Origin of the sequence: Nitrincola iocasae, from assembly GCF_008727795.1 — a bacterium.
Lineage (GTDB): Bacteria > Pseudomonadota > Gammaproteobacteria > Pseudomonadales > Balneatricaceae > Nitrincola > Nitrincola iocasae.
The window spans coordinates 3250599-3271009 of record NZ_CP044222.1 but is presented as its reverse complement, the minus strand read 5'-3'; the positions used below and the strand labels follow the sequence as shown (position 1 = coordinate 3271009).

Genomic DNA, 20411 nt, shown 5'->3' with positions numbered 1-20411 from the left:
GCTCACGTGTCTGCACCCCTTCGTATTGCAATCGTAGCCGGAGAGGCCTCAGGAGATATTCTGGGTGCCAGGTTACTCGCTGAACTAAAGCAGCGTTTTCCCGATCTTCAGGCTGAGGGCATCGGCGGCGAGCTGATGCAGGCTGAGGGTTTCCATAGTCTGTTTCCAATGGAACGCCTGTCAGTGATGGGGTTGACTGAAGTGCTAGGACGTTTGCCCGAGCTACTGGGTATTCGGCGTCGGTTAGTACAACGTTGGCGGTTAGCACCGCCAGATCTGGTCATTGGTATAGATGCCCCCGATTTTACCCTGAGGCTGGAGCGCAAGCTGCATGATGTGGGTATTAATACTGTGCATTATGTCAGTCCATCCGTCTGGGCCTGGCGTCGAAAACGGGTCGAGGGGATCAAGCGCAGTACTGATTTGATGCTGACACTGTTTCCATTTGAAGCTGACTTTTATCGCGATAATCAACAGCGGGTCGCCTTTGTCGGTCATCCTTTGGCCGATCAGTTTCCCTTGGAACCGGATACTCAGGCGGCACGTGAAGCACTGGGTGTGGCTGAGGATGCCTGTGTCATTGCATTGTTACCCGGAAGTCGTGGTGGCGAAGTAGGGCGTTTGGCGCTGCCATTCCTGCAAGCCGCCAGATTGTTGCATAGTCGACGGCCCACTGTGGAATTCCTGATTCCGGCGGCCAATCAGGCACGCTTTGACAGCCTGCAAACTCTGATACAAACGCAGTTTACGGATCTACCTGTGCGTCTGGTATTAAAGCAATCGGATCGGGTAATGACTGCCAGCAACGCTATTTTGATTGCATCGGGTACGGCAACACTTGAGGCCTTGTTCTGTAAAAAACCCATGGTGGTTGCTTATAAGATGGCGCCCCTGACCTACCGTATTATTTCATCTATGGTGAAAAGTCGCTGGATTTCATTACCCAATTTGTTAGCGCAAGCGACACTGGTGCCAGAAGTATTGCAGGATGACGTTACGCCTGAGCGTTTGTGTAACGAATTGGAGCATTGGTTATCAGACCCCGTGGCTTGCCAGCAACTTACAGAAACCTATACACAGATACATCAAAGTCTGCGTGGTGGTGCCAGTCAGCGAGCGGCAGATGCCGTGGAAGCGTTGCTACGTGATAAACAGGTGGTGCTATGACCGAGTCGATGCTATGGGTTGCCGGTGTTGATGAAGTCGGACGTGGACCTTTGGTGGGTCAGGTGGTGGCCGCCGCAGTGGTATTGGATCCACTCAATCCGATTGACGGATTGAAGGATTCAAAAAAACTGTCTGAAAAGCGCCGTAATCTTCTCTATGAGCAGATTTGTGAACGAGCTGCAGGTTATGCCATTGCCAGTGCATCAGTACAGGAAATCGACAAATTGAATATACTGCATGCCAGTATGCTGGCGATGCAGCGTGCGGTGCTGGCGTTAACTTGTCAGGTCGATCGGGTGCTGGTGGATGGCAATCGTTGCCCTGAGTTGCCCATGCCATCGGAGGCTATCGTAGGTGGTGATGCCAGTCACGCCTGTATCAGTGCGGCGTCGATATTGGCCAAGGTCACCCGTGATCGGCAGATGGTTGCGTTGCATCAGCTCTATCCAGACTATGGTTTCGACCGTCACAAAGGCTACCCCACGCGGGAGCACCTGCAGGCACTGCAGCGCCTGGGTCCATTGCTAGAACACCGGCGCAGCTTCAGGCCGGTACGTGAAACGCTTGAAGGAGCTGATTGATATGACCGCCGATAGCTTTGTACACCTGCGTGTACACAGTGAGTATTCACTTTATGACGGCTTGGTTAAGGTCAAGAAGCTGGTTGCCGCCGCAACGCAACAACAGATGCCTGCCGTTGCCCTGACCGACCAGACCAACCTGTTTGCACTGATAAAGTTCTATAAAGCCGCCGTAGCCGAGGGGATTAAACCCATTTGTGGTGTGGATCTCTGGTTGGCTCACCCTGAGGATGATAGTGCTGAACCCTCGCGCCTGACGCTTTTGGTTCGTAATGGTCGTGGTTATAAAAACCTGATGGAGCTGGTGTCGCGCGCCTATGCTGAAGGCCAGTCGCTACAGGATGACCGGGCTCTAGTGCGGCGCGAGTGGGTCAGGGAAAAGGCCGAGGGTTTGATTGCCTTGTCTGGGGCGTCACGCGGTGAAGTGGGGCGGGCCTTGCTGGAGGGGCATACGGATCAGGCAATGGCGTTGCTGCAAGAGTGGATGGCAGTATTTCCCGAGGCCTTCTATCTGGAAATACAACGTACCGGGCGTGTCAATGATGAAGAGCTGGTACATGCCAGTGCGGCGTTGGCCAGTCAAGCCGGTTGCCCTCTGGTAGCAACCAACGAAGTCATGTTCCTGTATGCCGATGATTTTGACGCGCATGAAGCGCGGGTATGCATCAACCAGAGCCGAACACTGGCTGATCCTTCACGTCCGCGTGATTACTCAGAACAACAGTATTTTCGCAGTAGTCAGGAAATGGCGGAGTTATTTGCTGATCTGCCATCAGCAATCAGTAACAGTGTCGCCATTGCTCGACGTTGCAATATTGAGATAGAGCTGGGAACTTACTATCTACCGGAATACCCCATCCCTGAGGGGATGACGATGGATGAATTTTTCCGCAAAGAGTCGTTTGATGGCCTGGCCTTTCGTTTAGAGACTATTCTGGATCCCGCCGATCCGGATTATGCCGCTCAGCGCCAACTCTATGATGAGCGCCTGACATTTGAGCTGGATATTATTATTCAGATGGGCTTCCCGGGTTACTTCCTGATCGTCATGGACTTCATTCAGTGGGCCAAGGATAACGATATTCCGGTAGGCCCGGGAAGGGGGTCAGGTGCTGGCTCACTGGTAGCCTATGCGCTGAAAATCACTGATCTGGATCCGCTCGAATATGACCTGCTGTTCGAGCGATTTTTGAATCCTGAACGTGTTTCCATGCCCGACTTTGATATCGACTTCTGCATGGATAACCGTGATCGGGTAATCGATTATGTGGCCGATCGTTATGGTCGTGATGCGGTATCGCAGATCATCACCTACGGTACCATGGCGGCGAAGGCGGTGGTGCGTGACGTGGCCCGGGTTCAGGGCAAGCCGTTTGGTCTGGCAGATCGCTTGTCAAAAATGATTCCCTTTGAAGTGGGCATGACGCTGGGTAAAGCGATTGAGCAGGAGACGCTGCTCAAGGAGTTCATTGAAGGTAGTGAAGAGGCCGCCGAAATCTGGGAAATGGCGCTCAAACTGGAGGGGATTACCCGCAACGTAGGTAAGCATGCGGGCGGGGTAGTGATTGCGCCCACTCGCCTGACAGATTTTTCGGCGACCTATTGTGATGAGCAGGGACAAGGTCTGGTCACCCAATATGACAAGAATGATGTCGAAGAAGCCGGTCTGGTCAAGTTTGACTTTCTGGGGTTGCGTACCCTGACGATTATTGATTGGGCCTTACGTACCATCAATCACTTGCGTCGGCGTAAAGGTGAGGAAGATCTCACCATTGAAAGTATCGACCTTGAAGACCCGCAGGTGTTTCAGATGTTGCAGCGAGCGGAAACTACCGCAGTGTTTCAGCTGGAATCCTCCGGGATGAAAGATCTGATCCGCCGTCTGCAGCCCAGCCGTTTTGAAGATATTATCGCCCTGGTGGCGCTGTTTCGTCCCGGACCCTTGCAGTCAGGCATGGTGGATGACTTTATCAACCGTAAGCATGGTCGAGCCCCCCTGGCCTGGCCGCACCCTGATTATCAACTCGACAGTTTGCAGCCGGTACTGGAGCCAACCTATGGCATCATCCTGTATCAGGAACAGGTCATGCAGATTGCCCAGGTTATGGCGGGTTATTCACTCGGTGAAGCCGACTTGTTGCGTCGTGCGATGGGTAAAAAGAAAGCCGAAGAGATGGAAAAGCAGCGGCAGTTTTTCCTGGATGGTTCTGTTAATCAGGGTATCGATGTCGGTCTTGCCGGTAGTATCTTTGATCTGGTAGAGAAATTTGCCGGTTATGGTTTTAACAAGTCGCACTCAGCCGCTTATGCCTTGGTGTCTTATCAGACCGCCTGGTTGAAGGCTTTCTATCCGGCACCCTTCATGGCAGCGGTGCTTTCTTCGGATATGCAGAACACCGATAAAGTGGTGATCTTCATTGAAGAGTGCCGGCAGATGAAACTGGTCGTGAATCTGCCTGATGTCAATGCCAGTGAGTTTATGTTTACCGTGAATGACGCCGGTGAAATAGTGTACGGTCTGGGCGCCGTTAAAGGTGTCGGTGAAGGGCCGGTCGAAGCGATTGTCAGCGCACGCCAGCAGGGCGGCGACTTTACTGATCTGTTCGATTTTTGTGCCCGCGTGGGCGTTAAACGCCTTAATAAGCGGGTGATGGAAGCCCTGGTTCGTAGCGGGGCACTGGATAAACTCGGCGCCAGGCGAGCAGTACTCTGGCAGGCGATTGCTGCGGCGTTGCAAACAGCCGATCAGGCGGCTCGGAATGCCGATGCTGGCATGCTTGATCTGTTTGGTGAAGTGGTCGAAGAGACATCAACTGATCCTTATGCTGAATTTACCCAGGTGCGCGATTGGACGGATAAAGAGCGCTTGCTGGGTGAGAAGGAAACCCTCGGTCTTTATGTGACCGGGCATCCCATCGATGAGTATGAACCTGAATTATCCCGCCTGGTGAGTCGTAAGCTGGTGGATATACAGCCCCAGCGCGGGCGTACACAGAAAATGGCTGGATTAGTCGTGGATCTGCGTATCAAGAAAACCAAGAAGGGCGATAACCTGTGCATCCTGACGCTGGATGATCGCAGCGCACGCATGGAAATCACCCTGTTTGGTGATACCTATGAGGCCTCGCGGCATCTGATCAATAAAGATGTGGTATTGGTGATCGAGGGTGAGGTGGCCCCGGATGACTATAATGGCGGCGTGCGTGTACGCGGTCAGAGTGTTATGAATGTGACCCAGGCCAGAGCACGCCATGCCAGCCGGATTGAAATCTGTTGTGATCAGTCTTCGTTGACCGCTGCCCGGCTGCGACAACTCAGTGATTGTCTGACCAGCACCCGCCAGGCGACAGAGAAGCTCCCCCTGGCTTTACGCTTTCGCCGTGCGGATGCAGAAGGGGATTTGCTTCTGGGCGAAGCCTGGCACTCGGAACCCTCTGATGATCAGATTATTGCCCTGAAAGAGATCTTTGGTAATCCGGCAGTACGTCTGGTTTGGCCTGACAACTGAGTGGTTTAGATTGTATTAGATAATAGTTCCTGAATTCAGGGTTGAAATATTGAAGTTGTATTGATAGCTTCAATGTAGGGATATGTATTAAATATTTAATGGATAAAATAATGCCAAGAGCTCAGTGCATAACTGCATTGCCTTCTAATTAGGGGGTGATTGTCGATGTTTTTTACATACATTTATCGACATGGTTGGCGTTATACCTCCTTGGCTTTTTCTAATTTCTTACTGTGGTTTTCCGTGCTTCTTCAATTGGGAGGACTGATGGTATTGGGGTCATCACGACCTGTTTACAGTCAACTCAGTGCTGAAATGGGGTATGAGGAAGGTACTCTAATGGGATCGCTGCTCCTGGAGAAACTTTTAGGGGGTATAGGGTTATGGAGTTTTGCTTTGATCGCATTAATTGTTCTAGTAAAAGAATTTGTTGGGTTGGCTTTGCTGCGAAGACTTAAAATTAATGGGGTGCTTTTTCTTATTTGTCTTGGACTAGTGGCTTACGTAATCACCATGCTTTATTACCTGCCAATTCAATAACATTTTCAATCCTAATTCTGAAGCAAGCCAAATTGAGCGGATGCTGATCATTGATATGGGCGCCCTTGACGGGGCGCTTCGTGCTTGGTCGCATTCACTGCAACATGCCTCTTAGTTATAGCCTTCGGTACGGCGGTGTTTTATGTGGGGGCTCATTTTGGTTTTGGTGCTACTGATGCTATCCAGACTGGTGAACGGTTCGTTCAGCAGGTAGAATCCCACTATAAATAAATTTTAATTTTTGAATAACGCAGAACTGGAAGCACATGAATCCCAACTATCTCGATTTTGAACAGCCAATTGCAGAGCTGGAAGCCAAAATCAATGAGCTACGCCACGTCGGTGCTGGTAATGCAGATCTGAATCTGTCTGATGAGATCAATAATCTGCAGGAAAAGAGTAACCGTCAGACGCGATCAATCTTCAGCGATTTGAGTGCATGGCAAATATCGCAACTCTCCCGTCATCCTCAGCGTCCTTATACGCTGGATTACCTGGCTTTAGCGTTTGACGACTTTGACGAGATACACGGGGATCGTCATTTTGCCGATGATCCGGCTATTGTGGGTGGTATTGCACGTCTGGATGGTGTCCCCGTTGTGGTTATCGGTCATCAGAAAGGGCGTGAAGTAAAAGAGAAAGTTCGGCGTAACTTCGGTATGCCGCGGCCTGAAGGGTACCGTAAGGCGCTGCGAATTATGGAGATGGCCGAGCGCTTCAAGTTACCGGTACTGACCTTTATTGACACACCCGGGGCCTATCCGGGTATTGATGCCGAAGAGCGCGGCCAGTCCGAAGCCATCGCCTTTAACCTGGCTAAAATGTCACAACTGAAAACCCCGATTATCTCTACCGTGATCGGTGAGGGTGGGTCTGGTGGTGCGCTGGCAATCGGCGTTTGTGATGAGCTGCTGATGCTGCAGTATGGTACTTATTCGGTGATTTCGCCGGAAGGCTGTGCCTCCATTTTGTGGAAAAGCGCCGAACGGGCTCCTGACGCAGCCAAAGCCATGGGGATCAACTCTCAGCGTCTGCATGAGCTGGGGCTGGTGGACCGGGTGGTTCCGGAACCTCTGGGTGGTGCTCATCGTAATCCAACGGATATGGCGGCCAGCCTGAAAGTCCAGTTGCAGGCGTCACTGGAGCGACTCGCACAGATGGATACTGATGCCTTGGTTGAGCGTCGTTATAAACGTTTAATGTCATACGGCATCGGCTCGGTCTGAGTCGCGTTTCGCACCGGGTATGAAGGATCCTGTCGCTTTATTGGCTCGCTTACCCGGTCGCTTCCCTGATGCCAAACGCTGGTTGATTGCTTACAGTGGTGGGTTGGACTCTCAGGTCTTGCTGACTGCGGCGGCTGAAGTCTTGCCGCACGCTCAGCTATTGGCTGTTCATGTTCATCATGGCTTGCAAGCCGCCGGGGATGACTGGGCAGCCAGTTGCCAGCATCATTCGAGCGAACTAAACATCGATTTTCAGTTGTGCCGTGTGGCGCCGCAGAGCAGCTCTGAAGCAGCTGCACGGGATGCACGTTACCAGGCTTTTGCTACCCTGATGCAGCCAGGTGATGTGTTGTTGATGGCGCATCATGCCAATGATCAGGCCGAAACTCTTCTTTATCGATTGATCCGTGGAGCCGGCGTGGCAGGTTTGTCGGCCATGCCGGTGGAGCGCCCGTTGGGGCAGGGTAAGTTGGTGCGCCCTTTTTTATCCTTGTCGCGGAGTGTGCTGGAAAGCTGGGCACGGCAGCGTGAGCTTGACTGGGTTGAAGATCCTTCCAATGCTTATCAGCAGTATGCACGTAACTATCTGCGCCATCAGGTAATGCCTGTAATCACTCAGCGCTGGCCGGGCGCTGTTACCCAGTTTGTAGAAACCGCAGGCTATATGGCTGAAGCCCGTGAACTGTTAGACGTTCTGGCTGAGCAGGATGCAGTATCTTGTCTGGAATCACCAGAGGTACTGCAGCTGCCGCCATTGTTCCAGTTGTCAGAAACGCGTCAGAACAATCTGCTGCGCTATTGGTTGCGCAGTCATCAGTGTGTACTGGGAACTGAATCCTTGCATCAGTTACGCCGTCAGTTTCTCCAGGGAAAGGGTAACCCGGAGCGCTTGCTGCAATTGCAACCCGATTTACACTTACGCACATACAGAGAACGTTTGTTCCTGTGGCGACCTTCGGTGCTATCCACTTGCTTAACAGCCGGACCTTTGACACTGCAGCCAGGTTCCGCAATTTCCCTCGCTGGTGGCGTCTTGCGGATAGACGGAGATGCCCCTGGGCAAAACGGCATTATGCAACTGAAATACCGACAGGGTGGTGAGCAGCTACACCCGGCTGGACGAGGTGTAGGCGTTAGTTTATCTAAACTATTTCAAGAGGTTGGTGTGCCGCCCTGGCTAAGAGATAGCTGGCCGTTACTCTGTGATGACAAGGGTATACTAGTGGTGCCAGGTATCTGCGAAGATCAGCGCTGGCAGGGTAAATCAAATCTATCTTGTCTCTGGCAACCTTTTGGATTGTCTGGTGAGCCATTTTTTTGTTAGTATGCAATACCATCTTGACCCCTCCTAAAATCACGACTTTTACAGGTTTCGCATGACGCGCTATATATTCGTCACAGGCGGTGTAGTGTCCTCACTGGGCAAAGGTATTGCCTCAGCTTCACTGGCAGCCATTCTTGAGGCCCGCGGCCTTAAGGTCACTATGCTTAAGCTCGATCCATACATCAATGTGGATCCGGGTACCATGAGTCCTTTTCAGCATGGAGAGGTTTTTGTTACCGATGATGGTGCCGAAACAGATCTTGATCTGGGACACTATGAGCGATACATCCGCACGACTATGAATCGGCGGAACAACTTCACCACCGGTCGTGTTTATCAACACGTGTTGCGCAAAGAGCGTCGCGGTGACTATCTGGGCGGCACAGTGCAGGTGATTCCGCACATCACCGATGAGATCAAACGCCGTGTTATTGAGGGTGCCAGTGGTGCCGAAGTAGCGCTGGTAGAAATCGGCGGGACTGTAGGTGATATTGAATCCTTGCCGTTTCTTGAGGCTGTGCGCCAACTGCGCATTGAGGTTGGTGCCAATAATGCCATGTTTATGCATTTGACCCTGGTGCCTTACATCGCGACAGCGGGTGAAACCAAAACCAAACCCTCTCAGCACTCGGTAAAAGAGTTACGGTCTATCGGTATTCAGCCGGATATTCTGGTGTGCCGTTCCGAACAGCCTTTGCCGTCTTCCGCAAGACGTAAGCTGGCGATGTTCACCAATGTGGAAGAGCGTGCGGTAATCTCCTTGCCCGATGCTCAGTCAATCTATTCAATCCCACGGATGCTGTTTGAGCAGGCGCTGGATGAGATTGTTATTGACCGTTTTCGTATCGACTGCCCACCGGCTGATCTGCAGGAATGGGATAGAGTCTCTGATTGCTTCCTGAATCCGGATGGCGAAGTACGTATTGCCATGGTCGGTAAGTATATGGAGCTGCTGGATGCGTATAAATCACTGATAGAGGCGATTACGCATGCCGGTATCGCACTGCGTAAGAAAGTACGCATTGATTATATCGATTCAGAAAAAGTTGAGCGTGAAGGCACCGCAATCCTGGAAAATGTTTCCGCCATACTGGTGCCCGGTGGGTTCGGTGAGCGTGGTGTTGAAGGCAAAATCATGGCGGCACGTTACGCCCGTGAGAACAAGGTACCTTACCTGGGTATTTGTCTGGGTATGCAGGTGGCTGTTATTGAGTATGCGCGTAACGTTGCTGGATTGGCGCAGGCTAACTCTACCGAGTTTGATAAACAGTCTGCGCATCCGGTCATCGGTTTGATTACTGAATGGGTTGATCTGGATGGTAATGTAGAGCAGCGCAGTGATGATACCGATCTGGGTGGCACTATGCGCCTGGGTGCGCAGGTTTGTCATCTGACTGAAGGCTCACGTTCGGCGCAGGTCTATGGCGCTACGGAAATCAGAGAACGGCATCGTCATCGTTACGAAGTGAATAATCACTATGTGCCACTTTTGGAAAAAGCCGGTTTACTGATTGCCGGGCGTTCTGCCGATGGTGAGCTGGTCGAAGTGGTTGAAGTGCCGGATCATCCGTGGTTTGTAGCCTGTCAGTTTCATCCTGAGTTTACTTCTACCCCTCGTTACGGCCATGGCCTGTTCACTGGGTTTATTCAAGCGGCACTGGACTACGCAGTGCAAAACTGAAAGTTTTGTTACCTACTTAATCGGAGAGTAAAAGTTATGGCAAAGATTGCTGATATCAAAGCGCGTGAGGTTCTGGATTCGCGTGGCAACCCCACGGTTGAAGCCGACGTGATCCTGGAATCCGGTGTTGTCGGCAGCGCTTGCGCGCCTTCCGGTGCCTCTACCGGTTCCCGTGAAGCACTGGAGTTACGTGATGGCGATAAATCACGTTACCTGGGTAAAGGCGTTTTGAAAGCAGTTGCTGCTGTAAATACTACTATCCGTCAAGTGCTGCTGGGTATGGATGTCACTGATCAGCGTGCGCTGGATGGCAAGATGCTGGCGCTGGATGGTACGGCTAATAAGTCTGTACTGGGTGCCAACGCGATACTGGCGGTGTCCTTGGCTGCCGCTAAAGCGGCAGCTACAGCCAAAGGCATGCCGCTCTATGCCCATATTGCCGAGATCAATGGCACGCCGGGTCAGTATTCTATGCCCTTGCCGATGATGAATATCCTCAACGGTGGAGAGCACGCCGATAACAATGTGGATATTCAGGAATTCATGGTGCAGCCGGTTAACTTCACCAGCTTCAGTGAAGGGCTGCGTTGTGGCGTTGAGATTTTTCATGCGCTCAAAGCGGTGCTGAAAGCACGTGGTCTGAACACGGCAGTTGGCGATGAAGGTGGCTTTGCGCCTAACCTGGGTTCCAATGAGGAAGCGCTGGTAGTGATCCGTGAGGCGGTGGAACGGGCTGGATACGAACTGGGTAAAGACGTTACCTTGGCACTGGATTGTGCCGCCTCTGAGTTTTACAAAGCCGGTCAGTATGATCTGGCCGGTGAAGGCCAGGTATTTGATGCCGCCGGTTTTGCTGATTATTTGAAAATGCTGTCAGAAAAGTATCCGATAGTGTCTATCGAAGATGGTATGGACGAGTCTGACTGGGCTGGCTGGGCTGATCTGACACGTAAAATCGGTGATAAAGTGCAATTGGTCGGTGATGATCTGTTTGTCACCAATACCGAAATTCTGCAGGAAGGTATCGAAAAGGGTATCGCTAACTCGATTCTGATCAAGTTTAACCAGATAGGTTCGCTCACTGAAACCCTGGATGCGATCCGTATGGCTAAAGAAGCCGGTTACACGGCGGTTATTTCTCACCGCTCTGGCGAAACGGAAGACACCACGATTGCAGATCTGGCAGTTGGAACAGCCGCCGGGCAGATAAAAACCGGCTCACTGTGCCGCTCAGATCGTGTTGCCAAGTACAACCGTTTGCTGCGTATTGAAGCGGAGCTGGGTGACAAGGCAGTCTACAACGGCTTGTCTGAAATCAAAGGTCAGTCCTGATAGTTGCTATCAGGCTGTCTGAAAGGGGGTGTATCCCCCTGTTTGGGCGGGTAATCTCGTGTTTCGTCTGTTAATTTTAATCCTGTTGCTGCTGTTGGCTGGGCTGCAGTACCGGCTCTGGCTCGGAGATCCCAATCTGCGTCAGGTGTGGCAACTGGAGCAGGCGATTCTGGAGCAACGTCGTGAAAATCAGCTTTTGGCTGAACGTAATCAGCGTCTCGAAGCGGAAGTGGCTGATCTGAAAGAAGGGGTGAAAGCCATTGAAGAACGGGCACGTAGTGAAATGGGGCTGATTCAGGAAGGTGAGACCTTCTATCGTCTGATTGAACAGGATGCATCTCAGAGGTCTCAGCCTTGAATCTTCTGGATCAGTTACTCAGTCGGCCAGATGCCTACTTACTGGGTGCGCCCACAGGTACAGCCGTTATCAGGCGCTTTGCCGAGGACTTCTGCGTTGAAGAAGTCCTCGGTTTTGAACCAGATGGCGCAGGTGAACACCAGTTTCTGTTCATTCGTAAAACGGGTGAAAATACTGACTGGGTGGCCCAGCAACTGGCATGCTTTACTCAAACCCATCCCCGCGATATAGGTTATGCTGGCAAAAAAGATCGTCATGCCGTGACCGATCAATGGTTCAGTGTACGGCTCCCTATAGGTAAACAACTGGATTGGTCTGCTTTTGAAACCGATTCCATTAAAGTGCTCAGACAAGCTCGTCATAGCCGTAAATTGAAAACCGGCGTGCTGCAAGGCAATCGTTTCAGTCTGCGTTTGCGGGATGTCAGTCATCCGGATGAGTTGCAGCAACGCTTTAATCAGTTGAAAACATCCGGTGTGCCTAACTATTTTGGCGAGCAGCGCTTTGGCCATAATTATGGCAATATCAGCAAGGGTGAGTTATTGATTGCCGGACGGTTGCGCGATCGCAATCGTCAGAAGCGAGGCCTTTATATTTCGGCTCTTCGCTCAGCGTTATTTAATCAGGTAGTGAGTGCGCGTATTCATCAGGGTATCTGGAACAAGGTTGCCCCAGGGGATGTATTGATGCTTAATGCCAGTCAAAGTTGCTTTGTTTACACTGATGCTGAAACGGATTGTCAGTCGCGCTTGGAACAAGGCGATCTGCATTTGACCGCCCCTCTTTGGGGGCGTGGGGGATTGATGTCACAAAATAGCATGGCTGAGTTTGAACAGTCGGTGCTGTCTCCCTGGCAGGCTTGGTGTACCGGGCTGGAAGGCCTGGGACTAAATCAGGAACGCCGTGCGGTCAGAGTATTATTGCAAACGCCGGGTCTGGAGCAGGAGTCTGGCTCGACCTGGCGGATGAGTTTTGGTTTGCCCGCAGGGGCTTTCGCTACCAGCCTGGTGCGTGAGCTCTGTCAGTTGGAAAATGAAAAAGCTGTACCAGGCTGCTCTCCACAAACGGATGAGTAGTATCAAAGTGCTAATTAAAAATACTGCCTGACAGTATTCAGAGAGAAGAGATGAACATTTTAGTCTCCAATGATGATGGGGTATACGCACCGGGACTAGCCATTCTAGCAGAAGCTCTGCGTCAGGATGCCAAGGCGCTGTGTGTCGTTGCTCCGGACCGTAATCGCAGTGGTGCCAGTAATTCATTGACACTGGATCGCCCCCTGGAAACCTACCATCATACCAGTGGCTATTTCAGCATTAATGGAACACCAACGGACTGCGTGCATTTAGGTCGCTCTGGTTTATTTATGGATGGCTTCGTGCCGGATATCGTAGTTTCCGGTATTAATGTGGGTGCTAATCTGGGTGATGATGTGATTTATTCAGGTACAGTTGCCGCCGCGATGGAAGGGCGTACTTGCCGTTTACCACCGATTGCCGTGTCTATGGATAGCTTTCATCCCAAGCATTTTGCTACTGCGGCTGAAATTGTTCGCAGTATTGTGGCTAAGCTAGAGTCTTTGGTGATCGCTCCACGCACTGTGCTTAATATCAATATACCGGATTTGCCGATGGATCAGATTCAGGGGATTCATGTTACGCGCCTGGGGCATCGTTTAGCGGCTAACCTGCCGGTGGCAACGGAAGATCCGCGAGGTAAGGTACGCTACTGGATTGCTGGTGCCGGTGAAGTGGCTGACCGGGAACCTGGAACAGATTTTTTTGCGCTGGAGCAGAATTGCGTATCTGTAACACCTTTGCAGATCGATATGACCCATTATTCTGGTATGGATAACCTGGCTAGCTGGTTAGAGGCGCTGTGATGGATCTGGATCTTCAGGGAATTGGTATGACGTCGCGTCGTACCCGGGAGCGTTTGATAGCACGCTTGCGTGAAAAGGGTATCGCTAATATGCGTGTTCTGGATACCATTCTGGCAACACCGCGACACCTGTTTCTTGACGAAGCCTTATCACATAGAGCTTATGAGGACACCTCTCTGCCTATCGGTTTTAATCAAACTATTTCACAGCCTTATACGGTGGCAAGAATGACCGAGGCTTTGTTGGCCGGAGGGCCACTGCAATCGGTGTTGGAGGTTGGAACCGGGTCGGGATATCAGACAGCTGTTCTGGCGCAGTTGGTTGATCAGCTATATAGTGTTGAACGCATTCGTCCCCTGCAGGAAAAAGCCCGCAGTCGTTTGCAGCGACTGAAGCTTTACAATGTCATGTTGCGCCATAGCGATGGTGGTATGGGATGGCCGGAGAAGGGGCCTTTCGATGGTATTCTGGTGACAGCTGCACCGGCTGAGGTACCACCGGAATTGCTTGAACAGTTGGCACCGGGTGGTCGTCTGGTCATTCCAGTGGGTGGTGATCTGCAGCAATTGAAACTGGTTATACGTCATGACGACGATAACTACACGACTGAAGTGCTCGAAGGGGTCAAATTTGTGCCTCTGCTCAGTGGGCTGGTGCGTTGATAAGGATTGGAATATTAATGCAGCGAAGCAAGAAAGATTATGTGGTTTTAGCCGGTAAAGGCATGTTGATGGGAGCGGCTGATGCTGTTCCAGGCGTTTCCGGTGGTACGGTTGCTTTTATAACCGGCATATACGAAGAACTTATTCACAGTATTCGTCAGTGTGGCCCGGAGGCTTTGAAAACCCTATTTTCTCAGGGTTTGAAGGCATTCTGGACGCAGATTAACGGGACTTTTCTGTTGACGTTGGTCAGCGGTATCCTGTTCAGCCTGGTGACTTTGTCACGAGTGGTGCTTTATTTGCTGGATCAGCATCCTGTGCTGCTTTGGTCGTTCTTTTTTGGGTTGATCCTAGCGTCCACCTGGAGTGTTATGCGCCACACAGGGCGTGTGAGTCTGAATGTGTTGGCGGTGTTTTTACTCGGTGCCGTTGTCGCTTTGCAGATCACATCCATGACACCGGTCGTGACTGATCCAAGTTATTTTATGATCTTTATTTCCGGAATGATTGCCATTTGTGCGATGATTTTACCTGGTATATCCGGCAGTTTTATTCTTTTGTTACTGGGAATGTATGCTCCCGTGCTGATGGCTCTTAAAGGGTTTCAACTGGACTTTATTGGCGTGTTTGTACTGGGATGTGTGACGGGTCTACTGAGCTTTTCACATTTTCTGAGTTGGGCTTTTGCTCATTACCGTGTGCTGACTCTGTCGTTACTCGGTGGCTTTATGCTGGGCTCTCTGAATATGGTCTGGCCATGGAAGTACACCCTGGCGTACAGTATTAATGGTCAGGGAGAAGAGCTGCCACTGCAGCAGAAAAATATTTTACCGGATACTTTTTCTGCGCTGACCGGCCAGGACCCCTTGACCTTAGTTGCCATAGGTTTGATGCTTGCGGGCATGGTTTTAGTTCTGATACTGGACAAGCGCTGAACGGGAGAAAACGTGAGCAGGGGCAGGATCAGTTTTATTGTCATGATACTGTCGCTGGGGCTGATACAGAGCTGCAGCACTGGGTATGCACCTGTGACCGAGCGTTCCATGGGCGCACGTCAGCTCGGTGTGCCTGTGTCCTCCTCCCAGCGAAATAACAGTCGGCCTGCCCCTTTGTCCAATCCTGGCAGCTACAGGGTTCAGCGGGGTGATACACTTTACTCTATCTCCTGGCGCTATGGCCTGGATTACCGAGAAGTGGCGCGTTGGAATGGTGTCAACGAGCGCTTTGAGATCTACCCCGGTCAGGTGCTGAATCTGGCAATATCCTCCAGCAGTAACACCAAGCCAACGCCCCCAGTTGCTTCACCAGCCACCACCACGCAGTCCCGGTCTCAGCCAACCTCATCAACTCAGTCAGTATCATCGGCATCCCAATCCTCTGCATCGGCACCCTCGACAGTCATTGTTGCCGGACAACCTGCTTGGCGTTGGCCAGCAGACGGTCAGATTATTCGACGCTTCTCAGCGGTAGAGGGTGGGAGTAAAGGCATTGATATTGCCGGTAAAACAGGCGATTCTGTCATCGCCGCTGCCGATGGGCGGGTTGTCTATGCTGGCAGTGGCTTGCTGGGCTACGGTAATCTGGTGATTATCAATCATAATCGTCAGTTTTTGAGTGCATACGCGCACAACAGTCGCATTCTGGTGAGTGAAAATGATATGGTTAAATCAGGTACGAAAATCGCCGAGATGGGACAAACAGGGACTGATCGAGTGCAGTTGCATTTTGAGATCCGGCGCGATGGAAGGCCCGTAGATCCTTTAACGTATCTTCCAAAACGATAACAATAAAACTGGATAATCCAGAGTCTTTACTGAAGGGTTAGCAGATGGTGTCAATGAACGATAGCGATAAAATTGACGATGAGTTCGTAATGGACTCGGATGATCTGGTCGATGATCTCGATCAACAGGATGAGGAAGAAAGTGACAATGAGGTCGATGAGTTCATGAACAGTAGTCGCGGACGTGGCAGTGCCACACATCAGGATCTGATGAATGCCAAAAGCCTTGATGCAACACAGATCTATTTAAATGAGATCGGATTTTCCCCACTTTTGTCAGCAGAGGAGGAGGTTTACTTTTCCCGGCTTGCACTCAAAGGTGATGATGCTGCCCGCAAACGTATGATTGAAAGTAACCTGCGTTTGGTCGTTAAAATCGCACGACGCTATATCAATCGTGGTCTGACCCTGTTGGATTTAATTGAGGAAGGTAACCTGGGTCTGATTCGGGCCGTAGAAAAGTTTGATCCTGAACGAGGTTTTCGATTTTCGACCTATGCAACCTGGTGGATACGCCAGACCATAGAGCGTGCAATTATGAATCAGACACGCACCATCCGTCTGCCGATCCATGTGGTTAAAGAGTTGAACCTGTATCTGCGGGCTTCCCGTCAATTGGCACAAAAACTTGACCATGAACCAACGGCTGAAGAGATAGCGGCGCTGGTCGAAAAACCGGTCGAAAGCGTTGAGCGCATGCTGGGCCTGAATGAACGTGTGGCATCTATTGATATCCCGGGTGCTGGTGGCAGTGACAAACCCTTGTTGGATACGCTGGCCGATACTGAAGGTAATGATCCAGAGTCGCTGCTGCAAACCACCAATATCAGCGGCAATCTGAATCGTTGGTTGGATATGTTGCCGGAAAAACACGCTGAAGTGATTGCGCGCCGTTTTGGCTTGCGTGGTTACGAAATGAGCACACTTGAAGAAGTTGGTAATGAGATCGGCCTGACACGTGAGCGCGTCAGGCAGATACAGGTTGAAGGTCTGAGAAAGCTGCGTGAAATTGTTGAAAAGAACGGTTTGAATGGTGAAGACCTGTTGCAATAACCCGGCTTTATCCTGATGAGCCGCCTCAGCCGTATTCTGCCTTTGGGCCGAAAGCGTTTGCTGGCATCGGTGCTGCTGTTTTTGGCGCTCAGTTTAGCCGTGCCCTGGGTTATTCACTCGCGTCTGGGTGGCGATTGGCCTGTTCTGGAACTGCAAGTCTGGTGGCCGGGCTGGCTTGCAGCCTGTGTACTCCTGTTGCTGCTGTACTATCTGGCAGATGGGTTACGACTCTATTTTACGCTCAGGGTATTGAAGCAGCGGGTGCCACTCACCTCTCTATTGCCTCTGGTGTTTCTCAATCTGTTGGTTTCCAATCTGACCCCTATGGCTACGGGTGGTGGGATAGCGCAGGTCTGGTATTTACGTCGTCATGGCGTTCATATGGGTACAGCGACAGCGGCGACGACGCTGAGAACACTGCAGTCGGTACTGCTGATTTTTCTGCCTGTGCCGCTGTTGATAATCTGGCTGAACCCTCTTGCCGGCACGGGATTTGGGGAGACTCTGGAATTTTCACTGGGATTTGTTGCCGGTGTATACCTGTTATTTTTTTATATTCTGTTTCGTCATGTACGCTTGGTAATCGCGACGCTGGAGTTGCTGCTGCGACTTCCCGCTCACTTCAACTGGATATCAGCCACCAGGCTAGGGTATTGGCGCTTTAAAATCCGGCGCGAGATGATACGCTTTGTTACCGCGATGAACCTCTTTTTGCGGGGCGATCCCGTCTACATACTGCTTTCCCTGGTGTTTACTGCCATTTTTCTGCTCAGCCTGTTCAGTTTTCCCGCTTTGATTCTGGTAGGGCTGGGTCAGGGAATTGACTATTTTGAAACTCTGGGTTTGACCAGTATGACCACCTTTGTGATGTATTTTGCACCTACGCCAGGAGCGGCTGGCGTTGCTGAAGGCGCCCTGGGGACGCTGTTTTCGGGCCGGGTGCCCGCTTCGAGTCTAGTGCTGATGGTGCTGCTGTGGCGTTTTCTGACCATCCATCTGGGAATGTTAATAGGTGTGCCCATTACGCTGCATATTCTGCTCAAAGGACACACTAATGCCAAAAGGCAGTAATGCGTTGATCCGGGTGCTGTTCTATCTCAGCCTGGGATTGGTACTGCTGCTCATTCTCTATAAAGTGTACCTGAATTTTTTCGAAATCGACTTTCATTCTGTGCATGCCGAGCAGGTCGATCTCATTGAAGAAACGCTGGCAGATCGTGATAGCTTTCGTTTTGCTGTAGTGGGCAATATCAACAATTCAATAGGTATTTTCGAGCGCAAAATTATTCCCATGTTGAATGACAGCGGTGTGGATTTCGTGGTCTCGGCGGGCAATGCGGTTAGCGGTGGAGGGGAGGATAAATACCGGGCTCTGCATCGTACGCTGTCACGACTGAACCTGCCTTACCTGCTGACCTTTGGTGAACAGGAACACAGCTTCTTGGGGGATTTTCGCTTTTATGATCATTACGGCCCTTATGTGTTTTCGTTTGTGGTTGGCAATAGTCGTTTTCTGTTTATCGACAGCACCTTGAAAACCGATCTGGAGTGGCAAATACACTGGCTGGAACAGGAGCTCGCGGGCAGTGATGAGCACTACCGTTTTATGTTCATTGGTCAACCTCTTGTTGCGGTGAAACAGGAATGGGTAATTGATCTTGGGGATGACTATCTGATGTCTGAGCCGGGCCAAAAGGCCTTGCAATCGATTATCAAGGATCAGGGCGTGGATGTGGTATTTTCAGCCAACTTTCCCATCTACTCTTACCAGCAACATGATGGGGTTGAGCATGTGGTAACCGGTGGCGCCGGAGGTTTTGTTCCCGATACTGAACACGGTTACTACCATTATGTGGATGTTAGCGTGTCTCCACAGGGTATTGTCATTGAACCGGTAAGTCTTGATATCACCCAGCATCCTATCTGGAGAAGGCTAGAGCGGCTCTGGCTGTGGATACACTCGTTGTTCTATGTAGGGTATCTCAACTTTATACTCCTGCTGGGAATGCTGATTGCGCTGTCGAGCTGGCTTTATGGGCTGATTTTTGTGGAACGTGACTATTATCCCAGTTTCGACCGAGACCCGGCGCTTTATCTGCAGCAACCTTTGCGGGTGGCGATGTTCACCAATAATTATCTGCCGTTCATCGGTGGAGTGCCTATCTCAATTGACCGCTTGCGGCGCGGTCTGGAAGCGCTGGGGCATAAGGTGCTGATAGTGGCTCCGGCCTATGGTAAATACAGCGAAGACACAGAGGTGCGTGTGCCCATGCTGTTGCCATTGGGACGCAACAGTGAGTTCAGGTTGGCAAATCTGTTTCAGCCAGCTATGTATCGCCGTGTTAAAGCATTCAAGCCGGATATCATTCATGTTCATCACCCTTTCTGGCTGGGCAGTGCCGGGCTTTGGTTAGGTCGCGGGTTGGGTATACCTGTGGTGCTGACCTATCACACCCGTCTGGAGCATTATGCTCATTACGTTCCCCTTCCGGGTCCATTGTTTCGTAATCTGGTTTCTCATGCCCTGGTAAAACGCTTTGCCAACCGCTGTGATGCGGTGGTGGTGCCAACCCATTCGGCCGAAGAGTATTTGCGGATGATCGGTGTGCGTCGCCCCATTCATATACAGCCAACGGGCATTGAATATGTGCGTTTCAGTAAGGTCGCAGAGGATGAGGTAGCCCAGTTGCGACAGGAACTGGCACCTCAAGGAGAGCGGCTGTTGCTGAGTATTTCCAGACTGGGGCGTGAGAAAAACCTCGATTTTCTGCTGGATGCTTTTCATCAGTTGCGTAAGACCTGTGAGCAGCCCGTGCGACTGGTAATTCTGGGTGAAGGGAATGAGCGTTCTCACCTGGAGCAACGTATACATGAGGAGGGTCTGCAGGAGGTTGTTTTACTGCCTGGCAGCGTGCCACCTGAACAAATTCCGATTTATTGCCGTGCAGCGGATGTATTTGTGTTTGCTTCCTGTTCTGAAACTCAGGGCATGGTTATTCTGGAAGCGATGGCCGCCGGACTGCCGGTTGTGACAGTCCGTTCCAGTGGCATAGACGATATTGTCGAACAGGGGCGCAACGGCTTCAAAACAGCGCTGGATAAAGAGCAGTGGAGTAGCCAGGTAGGTCAGCTGCTGGAAGATGAACCTTTACGTATCCGGCTGGCACAAGCCGCTTATGCCTTCGCCGCTGATTATGATATTGCGCCCTTTAGCCGCAGTATTGCCGAACTCTATGCACGAGCATTGGCGCAGAAAGACGCTGGTAACCCCGTACAACCTGATGGATAACAACAGCAACTGAGATAGACACGGC

Annotated in this window: 17 protein-coding genes; all 17 read left to right on the top strand. The window is 51.3% G+C overall.

All coding sequences use genetic code 11. The annotated features are described in order from the left end of the window. Positions 1–6: 6 nt before the first annotated feature. The 17 genes from lpxB (at position 7) to F5I99_RS14970 (ending at position 20386) form a co-directional block, all read left to right on the top strand. A complete protein-coding gene (gene lpxB, locus F5I99_RS15050) occupies positions 7–1167 on the top strand; it encodes a lipid-A-disaccharide synthase (protein ID WP_151057387.1) in 1161 nt (386 codons plus the stop codon). Then, positions 1164–1748, top strand: a complete 585-nt coding sequence (gene rnhB, locus F5I99_RS15045) for a ribonuclease HII (RefSeq protein WP_151057385.1) — start codon at positions 1164–1166, stop codon at positions 1746–1748. The genes lpxB and rnhB overlap by 4 nt, the downstream gene beginning before the upstream one ends. Before the next feature lies 1 nt (position 1749). Beyond that, positions 1750–5256 (top strand): DNA polymerase III subunit alpha, encoded by a 3507-nt coding sequence (gene dnaE, locus F5I99_RS15040; RefSeq protein WP_151059252.1) that lies wholly within the window; start codon positions 1750–1752, stop codon positions 5254–5256. A gap of 165 nt (positions 5257–5421) precedes the next feature. Next, the gene (locus F5I99_RS15035) at positions 5422–5796 is read left to right on the top strand and encodes a hypothetical protein (RefSeq protein WP_151057383.1); all 375 of its coding nucleotides are present in this window, start codon (positions 5422–5424) and stop codon (positions 5794–5796) included. A 266-nt stretch (positions 5797–6062) separates the two neighbouring features. Then, the gene (gene accA, locus F5I99_RS15030; RefSeq protein WP_151057381.1) at positions 6063–7022 is read left to right on the top strand and encodes an acetyl-CoA carboxylase carboxyl transferase subunit alpha; all 960 of its coding nucleotides are present in this window, start codon (positions 6063–6065) and stop codon (positions 7020–7022) included. A gap of 19 nt (positions 7023–7041) precedes the next feature. After that, the gene (gene tilS, locus F5I99_RS15025) at positions 7042–8346 is read left to right on the top strand and encodes a tRNA lysidine(34) synthetase TilS (RefSeq protein ID WP_151057379.1); all 1305 of its coding nucleotides are present in this window, start codon (positions 7042–7044) and stop codon (positions 8344–8346) included. 52 nt (positions 8347–8398) lie between these two features. Further along, the gene (locus F5I99_RS15020) at positions 8399–10027 is read left to right on the top strand and encodes a CTP synthase (RefSeq protein WP_151057377.1); all 1629 of its coding nucleotides are present in this window, start codon (positions 8399–8401) and stop codon (positions 10025–10027) included. 36 nt (positions 10028–10063) lie between these two features. Continuing rightward, positions 10064–11359, top strand: a complete 1296-nt coding sequence (gene eno, locus F5I99_RS15015) for a phosphopyruvate hydratase (protein ID WP_151057375.1) — start codon at positions 10064–10066, stop codon at positions 11357–11359. A gap of 58 nt (positions 11360–11417) precedes the next feature. Next, on the top strand, positions 11418–11717 hold the full coding sequence (gene ftsB, locus F5I99_RS15010; protein ID WP_151057373.1) for a cell division protein FtsB: 300 nt from the start codon (positions 11418–11420) through the stop codon (positions 11715–11717). Continuing rightward, the gene (gene truD, locus F5I99_RS15005; protein ID WP_151057371.1) at positions 11714–12793 is read left to right on the top strand and encodes a tRNA pseudouridine(13) synthase TruD; all 1080 of its coding nucleotides are present in this window, start codon (positions 11714–11716) and stop codon (positions 12791–12793) included. Before ftsB ends, truD begins: the two co-directional genes overlap by 4 nt. 50 nt (positions 12794–12843) lie before the next feature. Continuing rightward, positions 12844–13599 carry a 5'/3'-nucleotidase SurE gene (gene surE, locus F5I99_RS15000; RefSeq protein ID WP_151057369.1) on the top strand — a complete coding sequence of 252 codons (756 nt, stop codon included), beginning with the start codon at positions 12844–12846 and terminating at the stop codon, positions 13597–13599. Next, positions 13599–14261, top strand: coding sequence for a protein-L-isoaspartate(D-aspartate) O-methyltransferase (locus tag F5I99_RS14995; RefSeq protein ID WP_225307434.1), 663 nt, complete (start codon positions 13599–13601; stop codon positions 14259–14261). The genes surE and F5I99_RS14995 overlap by 1 nt, the downstream gene beginning before the upstream one ends. A 17-nt stretch (positions 14262–14278) precedes the next feature. Beyond that, a complete protein-coding gene (locus F5I99_RS14990) occupies positions 14279–15196 on the top strand; it encodes a DUF368 domain-containing protein (protein WP_225307433.1) in 918 nt (305 codons plus the stop codon). Between the two features lie 12 nt (positions 15197–15208). Next, a complete protein-coding gene (locus F5I99_RS14985; protein ID WP_225307432.1) occupies positions 15209–16045 on the top strand; it encodes a peptidoglycan DD-metalloendopeptidase family protein in 837 nt (278 codons plus the stop codon). 53 nt (positions 16046–16098) lie between these two features. Continuing rightward, on the top strand, positions 16099–17097 hold the full coding sequence (rpoS, locus tag F5I99_RS14980) for an RNA polymerase sigma factor RpoS (protein WP_151057367.1): 999 nt from the start codon (positions 16099–16101) through the stop codon (positions 17095–17097). Between the two features lie 15 nt (positions 17098–17112). Beyond that, complete coding sequence (locus F5I99_RS14975; protein WP_151057365.1) at positions 17113–18168, top strand: lysylphosphatidylglycerol synthase transmembrane domain-containing protein; 1056 nt, start codon at positions 17113–17115, stop codon at positions 18166–18168. Continuing rightward, positions 18152–20386 (top strand): glycosyltransferase, encoded by a 2235-nt coding sequence (locus F5I99_RS14970; protein WP_151057363.1) that lies wholly within the window; start codon positions 18152–18154, stop codon positions 20384–20386. The genes F5I99_RS14975 and F5I99_RS14970 overlap by 17 nt, the downstream gene beginning before the upstream one ends. Positions 20387–20411 lie beyond the last annotated feature (25 nt).